We start from the raw sequence: 15,681 nt of genomic DNA on the forward strand, positions 1-15,681 counted from the left end.
ATGGGCCGAGTAATCCGTAGCCAACACATAAGCGACTTGAAGTATGAAGGGTATATATAACCAAGCTGAAACAGAACCTTACCAGCCAGCGATATCAGTTCAGGATTTTCAGGATAAAAACGCAGTAACGGCAAAAATACCGCCTCACCGATAATGCTCCGGCTATTAGCATGGTTTGGGCGCAATCCCCAGATATTCTGATAAGTGACCGGCACGACCTGTCCATTCATGCTTGTGTTACCGATATACAGCATAATATGCCCTGGAATATAGACCAGCGTAGTAAACGGTTTTCCATATCTGGTGAGATAATCGATCCGCATTTGGGGATTTTTATGACTAAGAGCCTATCCCACCAGGCGTTATTGGCGCAGCCAGTTTGGATACGGACAGCGCGCAAAAAACGGAGCGTACACGTAGTACGTGAGGATTTTGAGCACTGCCCAGGACCAAAATGGCAAGTAAAATAGCCCTAATGGGATAGGCTCTAAGATCGACTACCCGTCCAGCAGCTTCTACCTGCGCGGATGAATGTCTGGCCAGGAATATGCCAAACGGCATTAACAGGCTGCGGACTTCGGCTGAACAATCATTATAAAAGTTAAAATTTCCCCAACCGTAGGGGGCGCCGTGCATTGCTTTTATTAGCACGGCGATATTTTCCACGGCATAGCCGTAAACTCGTTACCGCTTAGCCAGACCCAATGGATAAACGCGCGACCGTTGCTGTCGCGAACTGGCGCCGCAATCAGAAACTGGCCCGCCCGTTGATGTCGGAACGGTAAAATAGTGCCCGGCCGCCCGGTGAAATAATAGACGCCTGCGGCATGGACAGAAACCGGCGCGTTGATAAATGCCCCCAGTTGCTTGTGAGCAAGCAAAACCCACTGTGTTATAAATTTCTGATCCGCACTGGCAATATCTTCACTATGAACCCAGCCTGTTACCGCTGGTGAAACGACATATTGCCAGCGTTGGTCTTTGCTCTCCGTCAGCGTATAGACCGGCGTACCGGGACGCAGCGAAGACATTTGTAAATTATCAAACGGGTACCCCTCGCCCGCCTGACGGGGATCGTTAAAGAGCGGATCATCCGTTGGCAGCGCTCTGACTAAACTTTCTCTGACCATAATGCCTCGCCGGGAGGCATGATAGATATTGTCAATCTGCGTATCCGTATTCCCTCTAACTCCCGCTTTCCAGTGAGAGGTATAAAGTCTGAAGTTTTCCCCCCAATAAGCACTGCCGTTGCTAAGAAACTGCTTAATACTGGCATCCCGCGCCTGTGCTGCGCTTTTTTTCAGCAACACGGTAATATAAAAACTATTCCACGGCGAGTGAGCTTCACTGTCCATTCCGAAATAATGAGATTTTAGTGCGCTAAAGTAGCGTTGTTGGGTTGCACTATCAATAACCGGAATAGTGTAATCAGCCGAGTCCGGAGGTATCCATTTATCAACCGACTGTGAATAATCCGCTAACGGAAAGCGTGTTTTGTCGGGTCAATATAGCTCCCTGCGAGAATTTCATATTTGGCTGTTGATCGGCAGGTCGTCTGGTGGCAAGCGGTGAGGCACAATGGCATCAATAAAACGACCCAGGTTTTCTTTTGCATCATCATCGCCATAAAACGGGGAAAGCATAATATAGAGACTGACCAAAACCACCATTCACGAAACCCGAAATTATCTATAGTTGACCCGTTATTAAGACAATATTGCAAAACGTGATTAAAGCATGATGCGGATCACATTACCTTGCGATGAATATTAGCCCGCTATCTACCTTTAATTAAATTGTACAGAAAATACCCCTGAACAGTTATATACTCGTTTAATCTGCATAAATACTCCACTGACCCGCCCCTGTTTTTTTCAGACAATACATACTGTAGCGCGTCAGTTCTACTGTTTTTATATACTCGGCAAAATCATTTGCATCGACGTAGCCAATAAAATTACGCGCATCACATGCCGAAGAGGAAAGCTCACCTGGAAGAGAGTAGGTTACGATTGCACTCTCAGGCTCATACAAAATAAAAAAAAGTAGAAAAGTGCAACCTACAATCCCAATATTAATGAAGCTAATAAATAATTTTGCATTATCGGTATATTTCACTGGCAGACCTACTCTCTTTATAAAGCAGGCATAAAACATAACAGCATTTTTTATAGAGATTAATGAATTTTATCGGCTGATTTACCCGACGTTTAGTATTTACCAGGCATAAGTTCTTGCGGGTCGGTAGCACGATAACTACTGTACTGGCAGAAATGCCGCTACCGGTGTTTTTTTACTGTGTATCGCGCTGGAGAGTTCACGCTCGCGGTCGGCATACAAACTGAAGGCACAAAAAAACCACCCGTAGGTGGTTTCACGACACTGCTTATTGCTTTGATTATTCTTGTCTTTCCCATGGTACCCGGAGCGGGACTTGAACCCGCACAGCGCGAACGCCGAGGGATTTTAAATCCCTTGTGTCTACCGATTCCACCATCCGGGCTCGGGAAAAATTGGAGGCGCGTTCCGGAGTCGAACCGGACTAGACGGATTTGCAATCCGCTACATAACCGCTTTGTTAACGCGCCAAATTTTTTTGGCTTTCAGCCAGCATCCGCTTTACGCCAATGCTTTTAAACTGGAGCGGGAAACGAGACTCGAACTCGCGACCCCGACCTTGGCAAGGTCGTGCTCTACCAACTGAGCTATTCCCGCAGTATCAAGCAACTTTGTTAATCACTTGATTTTGTTATCGTCTGGCAATCAGTGCTGCCGTTCGATGCGTTGCATTCTACTTACCTGACGCACTGAGTCAACGATATTTTTCGTCACTCACGATCGTTTGCTGAAATTTGCGGCGAAACGATCACTGATCAAGCAAATCTCCGCGTGCAGCGCTCAAATATTGCAACATGGACCACAACGTTAGTACCGCTGCGACAAAGAAAAGCGCGATCCCGGCATACTCTACCCAGATATTCGGACGCCACAAGAGCCACGCCAGCGCCACCATCTGCGCGGTAGTTTTGACTTTACCGATCCAGGAGACCGCTACACTACTGCGTTTGCCCAGCTCCGCCATCCATTCACGCAGAGCAGAGATAATAATTTCGCGGGCTATCATCGTCGCCGCAGGTAACGTCACCCACCAGCTATGATAATGCTCGGTGACCAGCACCATGGCGATCGCCACCAGCACCTTGTCGGCGACGGGGTCGAGGAAAGCGCCGAAACGCGTACTCTGGTTCCAGCGTCGCGCCAGAAAGCCGTCAAACCAGTCGGTAATAGCGGCAATACAGAAAATCAGCGCGCTGACCATCGGCGCCCAGGCGAACGGCAAATAAAACACCACGACAAAGAATGGAATCAGGATGACGCGAAACAGCGTGAGCAACGTAGGGATATTAAATTGCATAGTGACGGGTAACTATCTGTTGTCAGTGAAATTACCCCTATGTTGCTACAGTGGCCTCAATGTTTCAACGACCAGAAGATCTTTTCTGCCAGACCTTGCGAAATACCCGGCACTTTTGCAATTTCTTCTACGCTGGCGTTACGTAGTCCTTGCAAACCGCCCATATATTTCAGCAGCATCTGGCGACGTTTAGGTCCAACGCCTTCAATAGTTTCCAGCGTACTGGTATTTTTAACCTTCGCGCGTTTTTTACGGTGCCCGCCGATCGCGTGATCGTGCGACTCATCGCGAATATGCTGAATAACATGCAGCGCCGGCGAGTCCGGCGGCAGGCTAAACCCCTCGCCTTCTGGTTCAAAAAAGAGTGTTTCCAGACCAGCCTTTCTGTCCGCGCCTTTGGCGACGCCGAGCAGCAAAGGGCGATGCTTATCCCAGGGAACATCCAGCTCAGCGAAAACGGCTTTCGCCTGGGCGAGCTGCCCTTTTCCGCCGTCGATCAGAATAACGTCCGGAATCTTACTTTCTTCTATGGCCTTGCCATAACGCCGACGTAGCACCTGATTCATCGCCGCGTAGTCATCACCCGGCGTGATGCCCGCGATATTATAACGACGATACTCGGCGCGTAACGGCCCGTTAGCGTCAAATACCACACAGGATGCGACCGTTTGCTCCCCCATGGTATGGCTGATGTCAAAACATTCCATCCGCTTGATCGCAGGAAGTTTTAATACCGCCGCCAGCGCAGTCAAACGCTGCGTGATGGTGGACTGCTGCGAGAGTTTAGTGATTAAGGCCGTTGCCGCGTTGGTCCGCGCCAGCTTGAGATAACGGGCGCGATCGCCGCGCGGTTTTGTCTGGACATGAATACGCCGTCCGGCAAGTTCCGACAACGAGTCGGCCAACAGCGTTTTATCGCTAAGATTAAAATCGAGTAGTATCTCGCTCGGTAGCGTGCGCATCTGGCTACCCTGCAGGTAAAACTGCCCGACAAAGGTTTCCACCACTTCGCCCAGTTCCGTACCGCCAGGCACTTTTGGAAAATAGCTGCGGCTACCCAGCACCTTACCCTGGCGAATAAACAGCACATGCACACAGGCCATACCCGCATCAAAAGCCACGCCGATAACGTCGAGATCGTCGCCCGCATTGGAGACAAACTGTCTCTCCGTGACCCGGCGTACCGCCTGGATCTGATCGCGAATACGCGCCGCCTCTTCAAATGCCAGATCCTGGCTGGCCTTTTCCATCCGGGCAATCAGCTGTGTTAAGACCTGGTCGTCCTTGCCGGACAAAAACAACCGGACATACTCCACCTGTTGCGTGTACTCCTCCTCGCTGACCAGTCCGGCAACGCATGGGCCTAAGCAGCGGCCAATCTGGTATTGCAGGCAAGGACGCGAGCGGTTGCGATACACGCTGTTTTCGCACTGGCGGATAGGGAAAATTTTCTGTAACAGCGCCAGCGTTTCCCGCACGGCATAGCCATTAGGAAATGGACCGAAGTACTCGCCTTTCGCATGTTTGGCGCCACGGTGCATCGCCAGACGCGGATGGGTATCGCCGCTCAGAAAAATAAAAGGATAGGATTTATCATCACGCAACAACACGTTGTAACGCGGTTGATACAACTTGATGTAATTATGCTCAAGCAGCAGCGCTTCCGTTTCGGTATGCGTTACCGTGACATCAATGTGTTGAATTTGCGCAACTAGCGCTTCGGTTTTACGCGAAGCCAGGTTGCTGCGAAAGTAGCTGGAAAGACGCTTTTTCAGGTCTTTTGCTTTACCGACATAAATAACCGTACCGCCGGCGTCATACATACGATAGACGCCGGGTTGGCTGGTAACGGTTTTCAAAAACGCTTTTGCGTCAAACATTTCACTCACTGGCTTGTTAACGTCTCCGCATTACACAGGCCATGGCGGATTGCCAGGTGAGTCAGCTCAACATCACCATGAATGTTTAATTTACTGAACATACGATAGCGATAGCTGTTCACCGTTTTAGGACTGAGATTCAGCTGTTCTGAAATCTCATTGACCTTCTGACCCTTGGTGATCATCAGCATAATCTGCAACTCGCGTTCAGACAAACTGGCGAACGGCGTTTCCGTTTTTGCAGGCTCGATCTGACTGAGCGCCATCTGCTGAGCGATATCGGAGGCGATATAACGTTGTCCGGAATACACCGAACGAATAGCGCTCACCACCTCCTGAGGCGCAGCGCCTTTGCTGAGATAGCCAGCTGCGCCAGCCTGCATCACTTTGGCGGGCAACGGGTTCTCCGTATGGACGGTCAGCATGATCACTTTGATATCCGCTGTCGATCGGGCAATTTTACGCGTCGCCTCAAGGCCGCCAATACCGGGCATGTTCATATCCATCAGCACGACGTCAACGGCGTTAGTACGGCACCATTTTACCGCATCCTCTCCGCAGCACGCTTCACCGACAACTTTAATGCCCTTTATATCTTCAAGAATGCGTCGTATCCCTGCGCGCACCAGTTCGTGGTCATCAACAAGAAGAACGTTGATCAAAGGAATATCTCCAGAATAGGGATAACGCTACTGATAGTTAATCGTCCTTATATTAGCTGGTTTTATCTCAACTTTGAAACGTAAAAAAACACCGGGTATTCGATTTTGCTCTCGTTTTTGGAAATTATGTTGTACGTCATGCGGAAACTGCCAACGTTGTCGCCCCTTCTGGCGGCGCTGTTCCGGGCTGCCATTTCATAATGGTGACAAAAATTTCACGTTCCGCTGTCTAAACACTAATTAGGGAATCAACTTTGTAACAATAATTAACGAATGAAATACGCGTAATAAACAAAGAATGAAGAAAATATATGCATCACGCGGCAACGTTTATTTTGTGGGTAAACCTTCCGCTTCTTGATCAAAAAACAACCACTGCTATTTTTAGCGTAGCTTATGGTATACTCCGCCGCCTTAACATCTGCTATCGCACATTTTCACTGAAACATAACGAGGAAAATAAATGAGTACGCCTGATTTTTCCACCGCTGAGAATAATCAAGAACTGGCTACTGAAGTCAACTGCCTGAAAGCCATGTTAACGCTGATGCTGCAGGCGATGGGCCAGGCCGATGCAGGGCGCGTGATTCTTAAAATGGAAAAACAGATCGCGCAGATGGATGATGAAGCACAAGCGGCGGTATTTTCCAGTACGGTTAAGCAAATTAAACAGGCTTACCGCCAGTAGTAAAAAACCGGCTGTTAGCATCGCTTTCAGCCGGTTTCGCGTCTGGCGCGAAGCATCGTCAGCACGTCATATCAGACCTGTCGCCGCAGCGTAGCAGGCAATCTGTGTTTTATTTGGCGCATTGAATTTCTTCTGCATGTTTTTCTGATGGAAGTTAACGGTATTTTCAGAAATAGACAGAATAATGGCGATTTCCGATGAGGTCTTCCCTTCCGCCGTCCACTTCAGAATCTCTTTCTCACGTTTACTGAAACGCATCTCAGGCGCCATCACCGTGTCGTCTTCAAGTCTTGTCAGCGCCGAAAGACTCTCCCGCGCCAGCAGTTGCAACCTCAGCTCCACTTCATCGTAGGTAAACGAGGAGCAGCGTAAACTGCTACGGGAAACAGATAAAAAGCCCAGCGCCCGGTTCGGCAACATCACACACTGGGTTACGCCTCTGCGTAATCCGAAACGCTGGGCGGCATCCCACATTGCCTGCGCTTCATGAAATAGCACGTCATCCCAATGTAAATGACCCTGCCTGAAATTTTCCGGCTTTAATACCGGATCGATCGCAAAATAGTTTTCGGACTGGTAATGCGTTACCCACGCCGGAGGATAAGTGGTACGAAGCGATATTTTAGGCCGGGTAAAGGGGACGGGATGACGAACACACAGGGCATAATAATCAAATTCCAGCCGCTGTGTCTGATATTGCAATTCAGTATAAACATCCTCTGCTGCCGCCATCTCCTGAAAGCGTAACAACATTGCGCGTCGCCAGGTGAAGAAATCATTTTCCTGCATATTTTATGGTCACGCCTTTGATATTGATAATCATTATTATGAATGACTTAAATTAACACATAAATAGCGTTTATATATAAGAAATATCGGACGAAACGTAGAATACTTGAGCGGCATTACAGTTTTTCGGCTTCCGCCAGAGAGCGAGGTTAATAATCTGGCAGAATGACTTCATAATTATTCATTGCGCTCGCCCAAGGCGCGGCTAATTCGGGCGAGCGTTGAAAAGGTATTATTTCACTAAAAATTTCTCAAGGAACTGGCGGGTACGCGGATGCTGAGGATCGGCGAACAAGGTTTTCGCCGGCCCCTGCTCAACGATTTGCCCCTGATCCATAAATATTGCCCGGTCAGCCACGTCACGCGCAAAGCTCATTTCGTGAGTGACGATCACCATCGTGCGCTTTTCCTGCGCCAGCTGGCGAATCGTATTAAGCACCTCGCCGACTAATTCAGGATCAAGCGCCGACGTGGGCTCATCAAACAGAATCACTTCCGGGCGCATCGCCAGCGCACGCGCAATCGCCACGCGCTGCTGTTGCCCGCCCGACAGGCGGCGCGGATAACGGGTCTCTTTACCGGCCAACCCGACTTTGGCTAACAGTTCCCGCGCCAGCGCCGTCGCCTCGGCTTTCGGCTCTCCCTTTACAATCACCGGACCTTCAATGATATTTTCCAGCACGGTACGATGCGGGAACAGGTTAAAACTCTGAAAGACAAAGCCAACATGCTGACGTAGCTGGCGAATCAACCCTTTTTGCTGGCTAAGTGGGCGGGCGGTATCGATGATAATATCGCCCACTTTAATGGTGCCCGCTTCCGGTTGTTCCAGCAGGTTAATGCAGCGTAATAACGTTGTCTTCCCTGAGCCGCTCGGGCCGATAATGGCGACGACTTCTCCGGGCTTCACCTCAAGGTCGATACCGTGCAGCACCGTTTGACCATGAAATTTTTTGACCAGGTTGGTGACTTCGATCGCACTCATTTTGGCTCTCTCTCCTGGCGGTTAAGCTGGTTTTCAAAATAGTTTTGCAGTGCCGATAAGACGGTCGCCATTACCCAGTAGATTAACGACGCGGCCAGATACATGGTAAACACCTCCAGCGTTCGCGAGGTAATTAACTGCGCCTGGCGGAACAACTCCGGCACCTGGATCGTCGCGGCGAGCGACGTATCTTTCACCAGGCTGATAAAGCTGTTGCTCAACGGCGGAAGCGCAACGCGAGCGGCCTGCGGCAAAATAGCGCGACGTAGCGTTTGCCACGGCGTCATGCCAATGCTCGCCGCCGCTTCCCATTGCCCCTTGTCGATAGCCGAGATCGCCGCGCGCAGCGTCTCGGACGTGTAAGCCGCGGTATTGAGCGATAAACCAATCATCGCCGCCGGGATAGGGTCCAGCTCAATACCAAATTGCGGCAGGCCGTAATAGATCATAAATAACTGGGCGATAAGCGGCGTACCGCGAAAAATCGAGATATAAAAGCGCGCCAGCCAGCGAACCGGCCATAGCGGAGACATCCGCATCAGCGCCAGCACAAATCCCAGCAGCAGACCAAAAAACATACCGCCAATACTCAGTTGCAGGGTAAAGACGGCGCCTTTAAGCAAATACGGCAGCGATTCAATAACCAGTTGGATACTTTCTTGCATTCGCGTTGATTACCTGGAGGTTATACATGAGGATGGTAGGCAAACAGCGCAGGCGCCCCACCGGTGTGAATAAAGAGAATCGGCCCATCATCGTTAAAGCGTTTCTGGCTGATGCCGTCTATCAGACCCGCCATCGCTTTGCCGGTATATACCGGATCCAGCAGCACCCCCTCCAGGCTCGCCAGCAGTTTCACCGCCTCCATCCCCGCGTCATTTGGCACGCCGTAACCTGGGGCAAAATAGTCATCCCATAAATGAATATCCGCCGTCGCCGTCAGCGCCAGCTGACCGGCAATAGCCTGCTGCAAGGCAATCACTTTGGGTTTCTGCTCGGCGACAGAACGTGAAACGGTCACGCCAATCAGTTCGACATCCGGCATCAGATGTTCCAGCCCGACAGCTAACCCGGCGTGCGTTCCGGCGCTGCCGGAGGCCACCACCACTGAAGAGAGCCCGACGACCTCTTCACACTGCTGGGCGATTTCCAGGGCGCTCTCTACGTATCCCATTGCGCCCAGCGCGCTGGAGCCGCCGACCGGAATCACATAGGGCCTGAACCCTTGCGCCTCAATGCGCGTCGCCAGCGTTTGCAGCTGCGCATCCGGATCGGTCAGCGCATCGCACATCTCAATTTGCGTATTAAATAAATCCAGTAACAGGCGATTACCATTCGTCAGGTAATTTTCCGCGGTGGTACCGATTGGATTTTCCAGCAAAGCGACGCAATGCAGTCCCAATTTGGCCGCGACTGCCGCCGTCTGACGGACATGGTTCGACTGAATCGCCCCTGCGGTTATCAGCGTATCCGCCCCTTCTCGCAGCGCGTCGGCCACCAGAAACTCCAGCTTACGCAGTTTATTGCCGCCCATTGCAATGGGCGTAACGTCATCGCGCTTAATGTAAATCTCACGGCCAAGAAAATCAGACAATCGCGGCAGGTATTCGAGCGGGGTCGGCGCGCCGATAAACTCCAGGCGAGGAAAGCGCGTTAAGTGATGTAGTGGCATTGAGCCTCCGGTAACGTTGTGGTGTGTTCTTTTTATTATGCACGTTGATCTAACGGAAATAAAAAAGGCGCCGATTCACGCGCCTCCGTTTGCTGACATAGTATGAGGTTGATATTGCCCGGCGGCGCACTGCCTGCCGGGCAACGTAGAGCATTATTGGGTCACGTCAGCGCCAAACCATTTTTCAGAGAGCGCTTTTAAGGTGCCATCTTTTTGCATTTCCGCAATGGCGTTATCTACCGCCTTCAGCAAGTCTTCGTTGCCTTTACGTAACGCAACGCCGGACTCCTGACGCGAAAACGCATCACCGGTGACGGCCAGCGTACCTTTGGTTTTTTTCACCAGATCCAGCGCCGCCAGACGATCGACTAAAATCGCGTCAATACGGCCTACGCGCAGATCCTGGTATTTTGTAGGATCATCGTCATAAGTACGGATATCCACACCCTGAACATGTTGACGTAGCCACTCTTCATAGTTAGTCCCCAGCCCAACGCCGACTTTTTTGCCCTGCAGATCGGCCGCCGTTTTGATCGTGCCTTCATTGCCTTTTTTCACCAGCGCCTGAACGCCGGAGATAGTGTAAGGCGTAGAGAAATCATATTTTTTCTTACGGACGTCTGAAATCGTGACCTGGTTTATCACTACATCAATGCGTTTAGCGTCCAGCGACGCCAGTATTCCGTCCCATTTGGTCGGCTTCAACGACGCTTTAACGCCCAGATGTTTTGCCAACGCCTCGGCGAAATCGACTTCAAAACCGGTTAATTTGCCGTCTTCGCCCTGAAAGCTAAACGGCGGATAGGTACCTTCCAGCCCTACCAGCAGCGTGCCGCGTTCTTTAACTTTGTTCAGCAAACCCTCATCGGCAAAGCTCTTCGCGCTCATTCCCGCCACCAGCGCTACAGCCATTACTCCCATCAGTGCCTGACGTCCCAGCAGTGCTAATTTCATAGTAACCCCGAATATTGCCGTTAATGACCATAGACTGTGTCCCGCCATGGCGCATCGTCACGTCTCGCGAACCTTTGGGGGACTCAGCCTAATGTAGAAGGTTTGCCACGTTTCACCAACACGACTCTGCTACATCTTATGCTTTTTTAATATATATCAGAACTGGCGGTAAAGGGGGATTTCTGTCTGGGCGCAATCTGCTGATGCGCTTTATATTGCTGGTATTTACGTAGTGCGATACGGTAATTACTGGTGCTGGTTTCCGGCAACCATGGCGCCAGGCTTTCATCGAGAAAACCGTCCTGCAGCAGATCGTGGGAAATGTTTTGCTCGCTGAGGTAATTGCCAAGACGTCGTAAACGCACGACATATTCCCGCACCGTGCCATGGCTCATCTCGGTTTGTTCAAACAAATACTGCTTGAAACCGATAATATCGAAAAAATCACTCTGCTTTTTGCAGTGCAAATCGCCGCAAAATCGACACAGCGCCACCCACTCCTTCTGCTCCCGCTGCCAGGCAGCGTCGTCAAGTAGCATATCCAGCTGTGAAATAGCGATTTTATTAACGATCTTGCCACGGCGAACCAGCGTAATGCGGTCGAGCAGTTTGTGACAATGCGCGCAATGCGTCTGGCTGTGTTTAAAGTCTTTAAGATAGCGGCTCAAGGGCCGCCTTTTAGGTTGCTGCACCGTCATGAGAACTCCTGGTAGTCTATACGTTGTGCGGCACTTTTCGGGTGCGACCATGCGCGACCTATAACTTACCCAGTTTGGTGCGTAATCGTTTGATGGCCTGACTATGCAACTGGCTGACCCGCGATTCGCCGACTTCCAGTACTGCGCCAATCTCTTTGAGATTGAGCTCTTCCTGGTAATACAGCGTTAACACCAGTTGCTCGCGCTCCGGCAGCGATTCAATCGCATCCATTACCCGCTGTCGCAGGTCGCCCTCCAGCAGTTGATGTAACGGGTTTTCCTGTTGATGTTCTTCAGTCACCAGTTCGATGCTATCGCCATGCTCTTCCCGCCACTCATCGTAAGAGAAAAGTTGGCTGTTGTTGGTATCGAGCAACATCTGACGATACTCCGCAACAGGAATGCCAAGACGTTCCGCCACTTCGGTTTCCGTCGCATTACGCCCCAGTTCCTGCTCCAGTTGTCCCATCGCCTGCGCCACTTCGCGGGCATTACGCCGGACGCTACGCGGCACCCAATCGCGGCTGCGTAATTCATCCAGCATCGCCCCACGAATACGCTGCACTGCGTAAGTGGTAAATGCCGTTCCTTGCAAAGCGTCATATCGGTCGACCGCATTTAATAACCCGATGCCGCCCGCTTGTAGCAGATCGTCCAGTTCCACGCTCGCCGGCAATCGCACCTGCAGGCGCAATGCTTCGTGACGCACCAGCGGTACATAACGCTGCCACAGCGAGTGTTTATCCATTACACCTTCAGCGGTATACAGTGAATTCACGATAAACAGCCCTGCGTTAAATGAGTTATCGGCATGATTATCCGTTTCTACAGAGGGTTCTATCGAAGGAATAAGGCTATAAAAGAAGGGTTATTTCACTTATGTAACCTGTAGCGCCTTTTTAGCGGCTCAAAGAGCAGAATAAAATCAGCCAGATAGGATAAACGGGATGCGCAAAAGCCCACCCCGAGCAAAACTATGTCAGAAGATGAATCATCGACAGATCGTCGCCAGTACGCACCGTTTCTATATGGCGATGAAAATTCTTCGCCACCTCGCTGTTATGCTGGCTGCGGGAGTGAAAACTATACACAATATTAGTAACGTCATCCCACTCAAGCCGCCCGCGCTCATGCACGCTGGCTGCCGTTAATAGCTTAATAAAGGCATATTCCGCCACGATAATATACAGCGCGCGTAATGGGTCGACATTCGGCTGGTTGGGGAAATTATTTTCCCAAATTTTATAGAGAATTAAATTTCTGAAAGCCCAGTTCTTCTGCTGCTCATCCGCCTGTAAACAGCGCGCTAATGAGGACTCAATATCGCTAACCTTCTGCTCCATTGAAACGCCCTCTTCCGCCGTCAGCACCCGTAGAAGACACTGGATGTAGTGATCGAGGATAACACTGCCACGATTAAGCGGGAGCGAGCGGAAATAGTTCTGCATCTGCAATACCAGCGAGGTTTTTACCTTGCTATCCGGCGCGATATTCATCAATTCCTGCGCCAGCACGCCTGTCTGCAATTGCTCAAGTAACGCGGCATACACTTGTTCCAGTTCACCCAGCGCGGCATCATCAATTTTGGCAAATTTCTGCGCATACATGACAAATTTAATCAACGCATAGAGCGCGGCTTCCGTACTGCTGTTGGCATGATTGATCAGACTCAGGCAAAACAGATTGAGTAACTTTTGCTGCGCTGGGAATAACGGCGCAGTATTGAATGTCTGCTGAATGATAGTTTTTTCGCTGAGTGCCATTGCGTCAGGATCGTTCAAAATGCGGGACGTCACCTCCGGGCAGGCAAGACTCAGGGAATTACGTACCTCATTTTTGTAGGTATGATGCGCCCGCGGGAAAGAGGAACAGGTATGACTTAATGCCTTTGCGCCTAACGTTTTTTGTACCCGGCACAGACGGTCCTCATCCAGATAAGGGCAATTTCCCAGCGCGAAAGGCAGCTTAATTTCGCCCCAGTGGCTGTTGTTCTTTTTCAGCAGGATAATATGCTCTTGCGCGATGGTACGAATCGTCGTGTCTTTACTGGCGAGATACTTTTTAACCGTCGTCTTATCCAGCGTGATTTTCCAGCCCTTACAACAGTGGTCGCGACAGGCCGAGCCAGAACAGGAAAAGCGGGTGACAAAGGCAGGTTCAGTGACGGTGATTTCTTTCATTACACAGGCTCCGGAATTAAAAAAGGCAGCTTTCGCTGCCTTGATTGTGTACCACGTGTCGGTGAATCAATCGCCGGATTAACGCAGTAAAGAGAGGACGTTTTGCGGAACCTGGTTAGCCTGCGCCAGAACGGATGTACCGGCCTGCTGCAGAATCTGCGCGCGAGACATGTTGGAGACTTCGGTCGCGTAGTCGGAATCTTCGATACGGCTACGCGCTTCAGACAGGTTGTTTACGGTATTGCCCAGGTTGGTGATAGCGGAGTTGAAACGGTTCTGAACCGCACCCAGGTCAGAACGCAGCGCATCCACCTGCGCCAGCGCGGCATCAATTTTAGCCAGCGGGTTTTCAGTTTTAGTAGTTACAGCCTCGCTTAAAGCGCCACCACTCTGGAAATTATGCCCTTTTACATCACTAGCCTGATAAGTATTACCATCAACGGTGGTCACAACTTCAGTTTTACCATTCGCACCGCCAAATTTCACAGCACCGGTTTTTGTCGCACCAGTAGCGTCAGTATAATTTACAGTTTTAGCTTTTATCTCACCAGTTTTTTCATCGTAATCAGCGGCATAATAATCATTTCCAACTTTAAGCGCGTAACCCGCATCAGTAACTTTGCCATTTTTATCTTCAAATGACATTTTAACCAAGCTGGTATTACCTGTCGCACCTGTCACACCTGCATTGGTCAATGCAGTAGCTGCTGCGACTGTATCAACTGGCGTCGGTGTAACAGCGTCCACAATTTGGTTTTCGGTAACTGTGCTAGCCCCAGTTACTGTTGCTTTATTTGCGGTCATTGTCACCGCGCCAGCTGCATCAACTGTAGCTTCATACAGACCATCTTTAGCTGTACCGGTCACCTCAACGAAGTAGTTACCGTCTTTAAATTTCACAGCCGCAGTACCCGCCGCACCAGTCGTACCTAAAGCGGTATCAATTGCTGCTGCGTTAGGTGCTGCAAGAGTAGTACCACCATCTTTATAGGTGGTAACATCTCTGGTAACAGCGGTACCTTTTGGCGTATAGGCATCCTGTACACTTAAAGTATCCAGACCCAGGGTCTGAGAGTTGATCTGCTTCAGATCGATATCAATAGTTTCACCGTCGTTGGCACCAACCTGGATGGTCAGGGTGTTGTCCTGCGCCAGAACTTTCACGCCGTTGAACTGAGTCTGGCCGGATACACGGTCGATTTCGTTCAGGCGCTGGGTGATTTCAGCCTGGATGGAGTCGAGGTCAGATTGGGAGTTGGTGCTGTTAGCAGACTGAACCGCCAGTTCACGCACACGCTGCAGGTTGTTGTTGATTTCGTTCAGCGCGCCTTCAGTAGTCTGCGCAATAGAAATACCGTCATTAGCGTTACGGGAAGCCTGAGTCAGACCTTTGATGTTCGCGGTAAAACGGTTAGCAATTGCCTGACCTGCCGCATCGTCTTTCGCGCTGTTGATACGCAGACCGGAAGACAGACGCTCGATAGCGGTGCCCAGAGCAGACTGGGATTTGTTCAGGTTATTCTGGGTCAACAGCGACAGGCTGTTTGTATTAATGACTTGTGCCATGATCTTTTCCTTATCAATTACAACTTGATGTTATTGGGCTGTTGCCCACGGTTTCTCACCGTAACCCTTGTATCGGCACCTGAATTTCGAACTTTAGAAAATTTTTCACTTCCCCCGATCTTTTTCTTAGCCTGCGAAATAGCCGCTTTATGCATCATTATTCCGCGCATTATTTTTGCAAAATTATCATTA

At 50.3% G+C, this 15,681-nt stretch carries 15 protein-coding genes, 3 tRNA genes and 3 pseudogenes; 2 read left to right on the forward strand and 19 right to left on the reverse strand.

What is annotated here, in order from left to right; translation table 11 throughout:
* From ACLD4K_RS16650 to uvrY, 10 genes and pseudogenes are all read right to left on the reverse strand, one after another.
* Window positions 1-344: pseudogene (locus ACLD4K_RS16650) on the reverse strand (hypothetical protein); the annotation flags it as partial.
* A gap of 148 nt (window positions 345-492) precedes the next feature.
* Window positions 493-1,585, reverse strand: a pseudogene (locus ACLD4K_RS16655) (SH3 domain-containing protein); the annotation flags it as partial.
* On the reverse strand, window positions 1,527-1,670 hold the full coding sequence (locus ACLD4K_RS16660; RefSeq protein WP_259468490.1) for a hypothetical protein: 144 nt from the start codon (window positions 1,668-1,670) through the stop codon (window positions 1,527-1,529). The pseudogene ACLD4K_RS16655 and the gene ACLD4K_RS16660, both read right to left, overlap by 59 nt.
* Before the next feature lie 163 nt (window positions 1,671-1,833).
* Window positions 1,834-2,165, reverse strand: a pseudogene (locus ACLD4K_RS16665) (hypothetical protein).
* 251 nt (window positions 2,166-2,416) lie between these two features.
* Window positions 2,417-2,503: transfer RNA gene (locus ACLD4K_RS16670), tRNA-Leu, on the reverse strand.
* A gap of 11 nt (window positions 2,504-2,514) precedes the next feature.
* Window positions 2,515-2,588: transfer RNA gene (locus ACLD4K_RS16675), tRNA-Cys, on the reverse strand.
* Window positions 2,589-2,639: 51 nt separating this feature from the next.
* Window positions 2,640-2,715: transfer RNA gene (locus tag ACLD4K_RS16680), tRNA-Gly, on the reverse strand.
* 151 nt (window positions 2,716-2,866) lie between these two features.
* A complete protein-coding gene (gene pgsA / locus ACLD4K_RS16685; protein WP_001160192.1) occupies window positions 2,867-3,415 on the reverse strand; it encodes a CDP-diacylglycerol--glycerol-3-phosphate 3-phosphatidyltransferase in 549 nt (182 codons plus the stop codon).
* Window positions 3,416-3,471: 56 nt separating this feature from the next.
* Window positions 3,472-5,304 (reverse strand): excinuclease ABC subunit UvrC, encoded by a 1,833-nt coding sequence (uvrC, locus tag ACLD4K_RS16690; RefSeq protein WP_411012181.1) that lies wholly within the window; start codon window positions 5,302-5,304, stop codon window positions 3,472-3,474.
* Window positions 5,301-5,957, reverse strand: coding sequence for a UvrY/SirA/GacA family response regulator transcription factor (uvrY, locus tag ACLD4K_RS16695; RefSeq protein WP_000611323.1), 657 nt, complete (start codon window positions 5,955-5,957; stop codon window positions 5,301-5,303). Before uvrY ends, uvrC begins: the two co-directional genes overlap by 4 nt.
* 311 nt (window positions 5,958-6,268) lie before the next feature.
* On the opposite strand from uvrY, the gene ACLD4K_RS16700 reads away from it, so the two are divergent.
* Together ACLD4K_RS16700 and ACLD4K_RS16705 are read left to right on the forward strand one after the other, a co-directional pair.
* A complete protein-coding gene (locus ACLD4K_RS16700) occupies window positions 6,269-6,424 on the forward strand; it encodes a hypothetical protein (protein WP_023137488.1) in 156 nt (51 codons plus the stop codon).
* Window positions 6,421-6,645, forward strand: coding sequence for a DUF2594 family protein (locus ACLD4K_RS16705; protein ID WP_000106483.1), 225 nt, complete (start codon window positions 6,421-6,423; stop codon window positions 6,643-6,645). Before ACLD4K_RS16700 ends, ACLD4K_RS16705 begins: the two co-directional genes overlap by 4 nt.
* Before the next feature lie 66 nt (window positions 6,646-6,711).
* Here ACLD4K_RS16705 and sdiA read toward each other — a convergent pair whose 3' ends face one another.
* The 9 genes from sdiA to ACLD4K_RS16750 form a co-directional block, all read right to left on the reverse strand.
* Entirely contained in the window at window positions 6,712-7,434 is a 723-nt protein-coding gene (sdiA, locus tag ACLD4K_RS16710) for a transcriptional regulator SdiA (protein ID WP_183060132.1), read from the reverse strand.
* Window positions 7,435-7,666: 232 nt separating this feature from the next.
* Window positions 7,667-8,419, reverse strand: coding sequence for an L-cystine ABC transporter ATP-binding protein TcyN (gene tcyN, locus ACLD4K_RS16715; RefSeq protein WP_183060133.1), 753 nt, complete (start codon window positions 8,417-8,419; stop codon window positions 7,667-7,669).
* Window positions 8,416-9,084: a cystine ABC transporter permease gene (tcyL, locus tag ACLD4K_RS16720; protein WP_001158238.1), complete on the reverse strand. Its 669-nt coding sequence runs from the start codon at window positions 9,082-9,084 to the stop codon at window positions 8,416-8,418. The genes tcyN and tcyL overlap by 4 nt, the downstream gene beginning before the upstream one ends.
* A gap of 20 nt (window positions 9,085-9,104) precedes the next feature.
* Entirely contained in the window at window positions 9,105-10,091 is a 987-nt protein-coding gene (gene dcyD / locus ACLD4K_RS16725; protein WP_411012182.1) for a D-cysteine desulfhydrase, read from the reverse strand.
* Between the two features lie 153 nt (window positions 10,092-10,244).
* Window positions 10,245-11,045 carry a cystine ABC transporter substrate-binding protein gene (gene tcyJ / locus ACLD4K_RS16730; protein ID WP_000761631.1) on the reverse strand — a complete coding sequence of 267 codons (801 nt, stop codon included), beginning with the start codon at window positions 11,043-11,045 and terminating at the stop codon, window positions 10,245-10,247.
* Window positions 11,046-11,191: 146 nt separating this feature from the next.
* Window positions 11,192-11,743, reverse strand: a complete 552-nt coding sequence (gene fliZ, locus ACLD4K_RS16735; protein WP_183060134.1) for a flagella biosynthesis regulatory protein FliZ — start codon at window positions 11,741-11,743, stop codon at window positions 11,192-11,194.
* Between the two features lie 58 nt (window positions 11,744-11,801).
* Window positions 11,802-12,521 (reverse strand): RNA polymerase sigma factor FliA, encoded by a 720-nt coding sequence (locus ACLD4K_RS16740; RefSeq protein WP_001087453.1) that lies wholly within the window; start codon window positions 12,519-12,521, stop codon window positions 11,802-11,804.
* A 196-nt stretch (window positions 12,522-12,717) separates the two neighbouring features.
* The gene (fliB, locus tag ACLD4K_RS16745; RefSeq protein ID WP_411012183.1) at window positions 12,718-13,923 is read right to left on the reverse strand and encodes a flagellin lysine-N-methylase; all 1,206 of its coding nucleotides are present in this window, start codon (window positions 13,921-13,923) and stop codon (window positions 12,718-12,720) included.
* Window positions 13,924-14,001: 78 nt separating this feature from the next.
* Entirely contained in the window at window positions 14,002-15,489 is a 1,488-nt protein-coding gene (locus ACLD4K_RS16750; RefSeq protein WP_411012184.1) for a FliC/FljB family flagellin, read from the reverse strand.
* Between the last annotated feature and the right edge of the window lie 192 nt (window positions 15,490-15,681).

The organism is Salmonella sp. 741265055_HSA (assembly GCF_046569525.1).
GTDB classification, from domain to species: Bacteria; Pseudomonadota; Gammaproteobacteria; order Enterobacterales; family Enterobacteriaceae; genus Salmonella; species Salmonella enterica.

What these genes read in the sequence shown, in the direction of transcription:
- fliZ (WP_183060134.1), bottom strand. Translation starts at nt 11,743, where the DNA reads ATGACGGTGCAGCAACCTAAAAGGCGGCCCTTGAGCCGCTATCTTAAA.
- ACLD4K_RS16700 (WP_023137488.1), top strand. Translation starts at nt 6,269, where the DNA reads ATGCATCACGCGGCAACGTTTATTTTGTGGGTAAACCTTCCGCTTCTT.
- ACLD4K_RS16660 (WP_259468490.1), bottom strand. Translation starts at nt 1,670, where the DNA reads ATGGTGGTTTTGGTCAGTCTCTATATTATGCTTTCCCCGTTTTATGGC.
- tcyL (WP_001158238.1), bottom strand. Translation starts at nt 9,084, where the DNA reads ATGCAAGAAAGTATCCAACTGGTTATTGAATCGCTGCCGTATTTGCTT.
- dcyD (WP_411012182.1), bottom strand. Translation starts at nt 10,091, where the DNA reads ATGCCACTACATCACTTAACGCGCTTTCCTCGCCTGGAGTTTATCGGC.
- pgsA (WP_001160192.1), bottom strand. Translation starts at nt 3,415, where the DNA reads ATGCAATTTAATATCCCTACGTTGCTCACGCTGTTTCGCGTCATCCTG.
- ACLD4K_RS16705 (WP_000106483.1), top strand. Translation starts at nt 6,421, where the DNA reads ATGAGTACGCCTGATTTTTCCACCGCTGAGAATAATCAAGAACTGGCT.
- tcyN (WP_183060133.1), bottom strand. Translation starts at nt 8,419, where the DNA reads ATGAGTGCGATCGAAGTCACCAACCTGGTCAAAAAATTTCATGGTCAA.
- sdiA (WP_183060132.1), bottom strand. Translation starts at nt 7,434, where the DNA reads ATGCAGGAAAATGATTTCTTCACCTGGCGACGCGCAATGTTGTTACGC.
- fliB (WP_411012183.1), bottom strand. Translation starts at nt 13,923, where the DNA reads ATGAAAGAAATCACCGTCACTGAACCTGCCTTTGTCACCCGCTTTTCC.
- tcyJ (WP_000761631.1), bottom strand. Translation starts at nt 11,045, where the DNA reads ATGAAATTAGCACTGCTGGGACGTCAGGCACTGATGGGAGTAATGGCT.
- ACLD4K_RS16750 (WP_411012184.1), bottom strand. Translation starts at nt 15,489, where the DNA reads ATGGCACAAGTCATTAATACAAACAGCCTGTCGCTGTTGACCCAGAAT.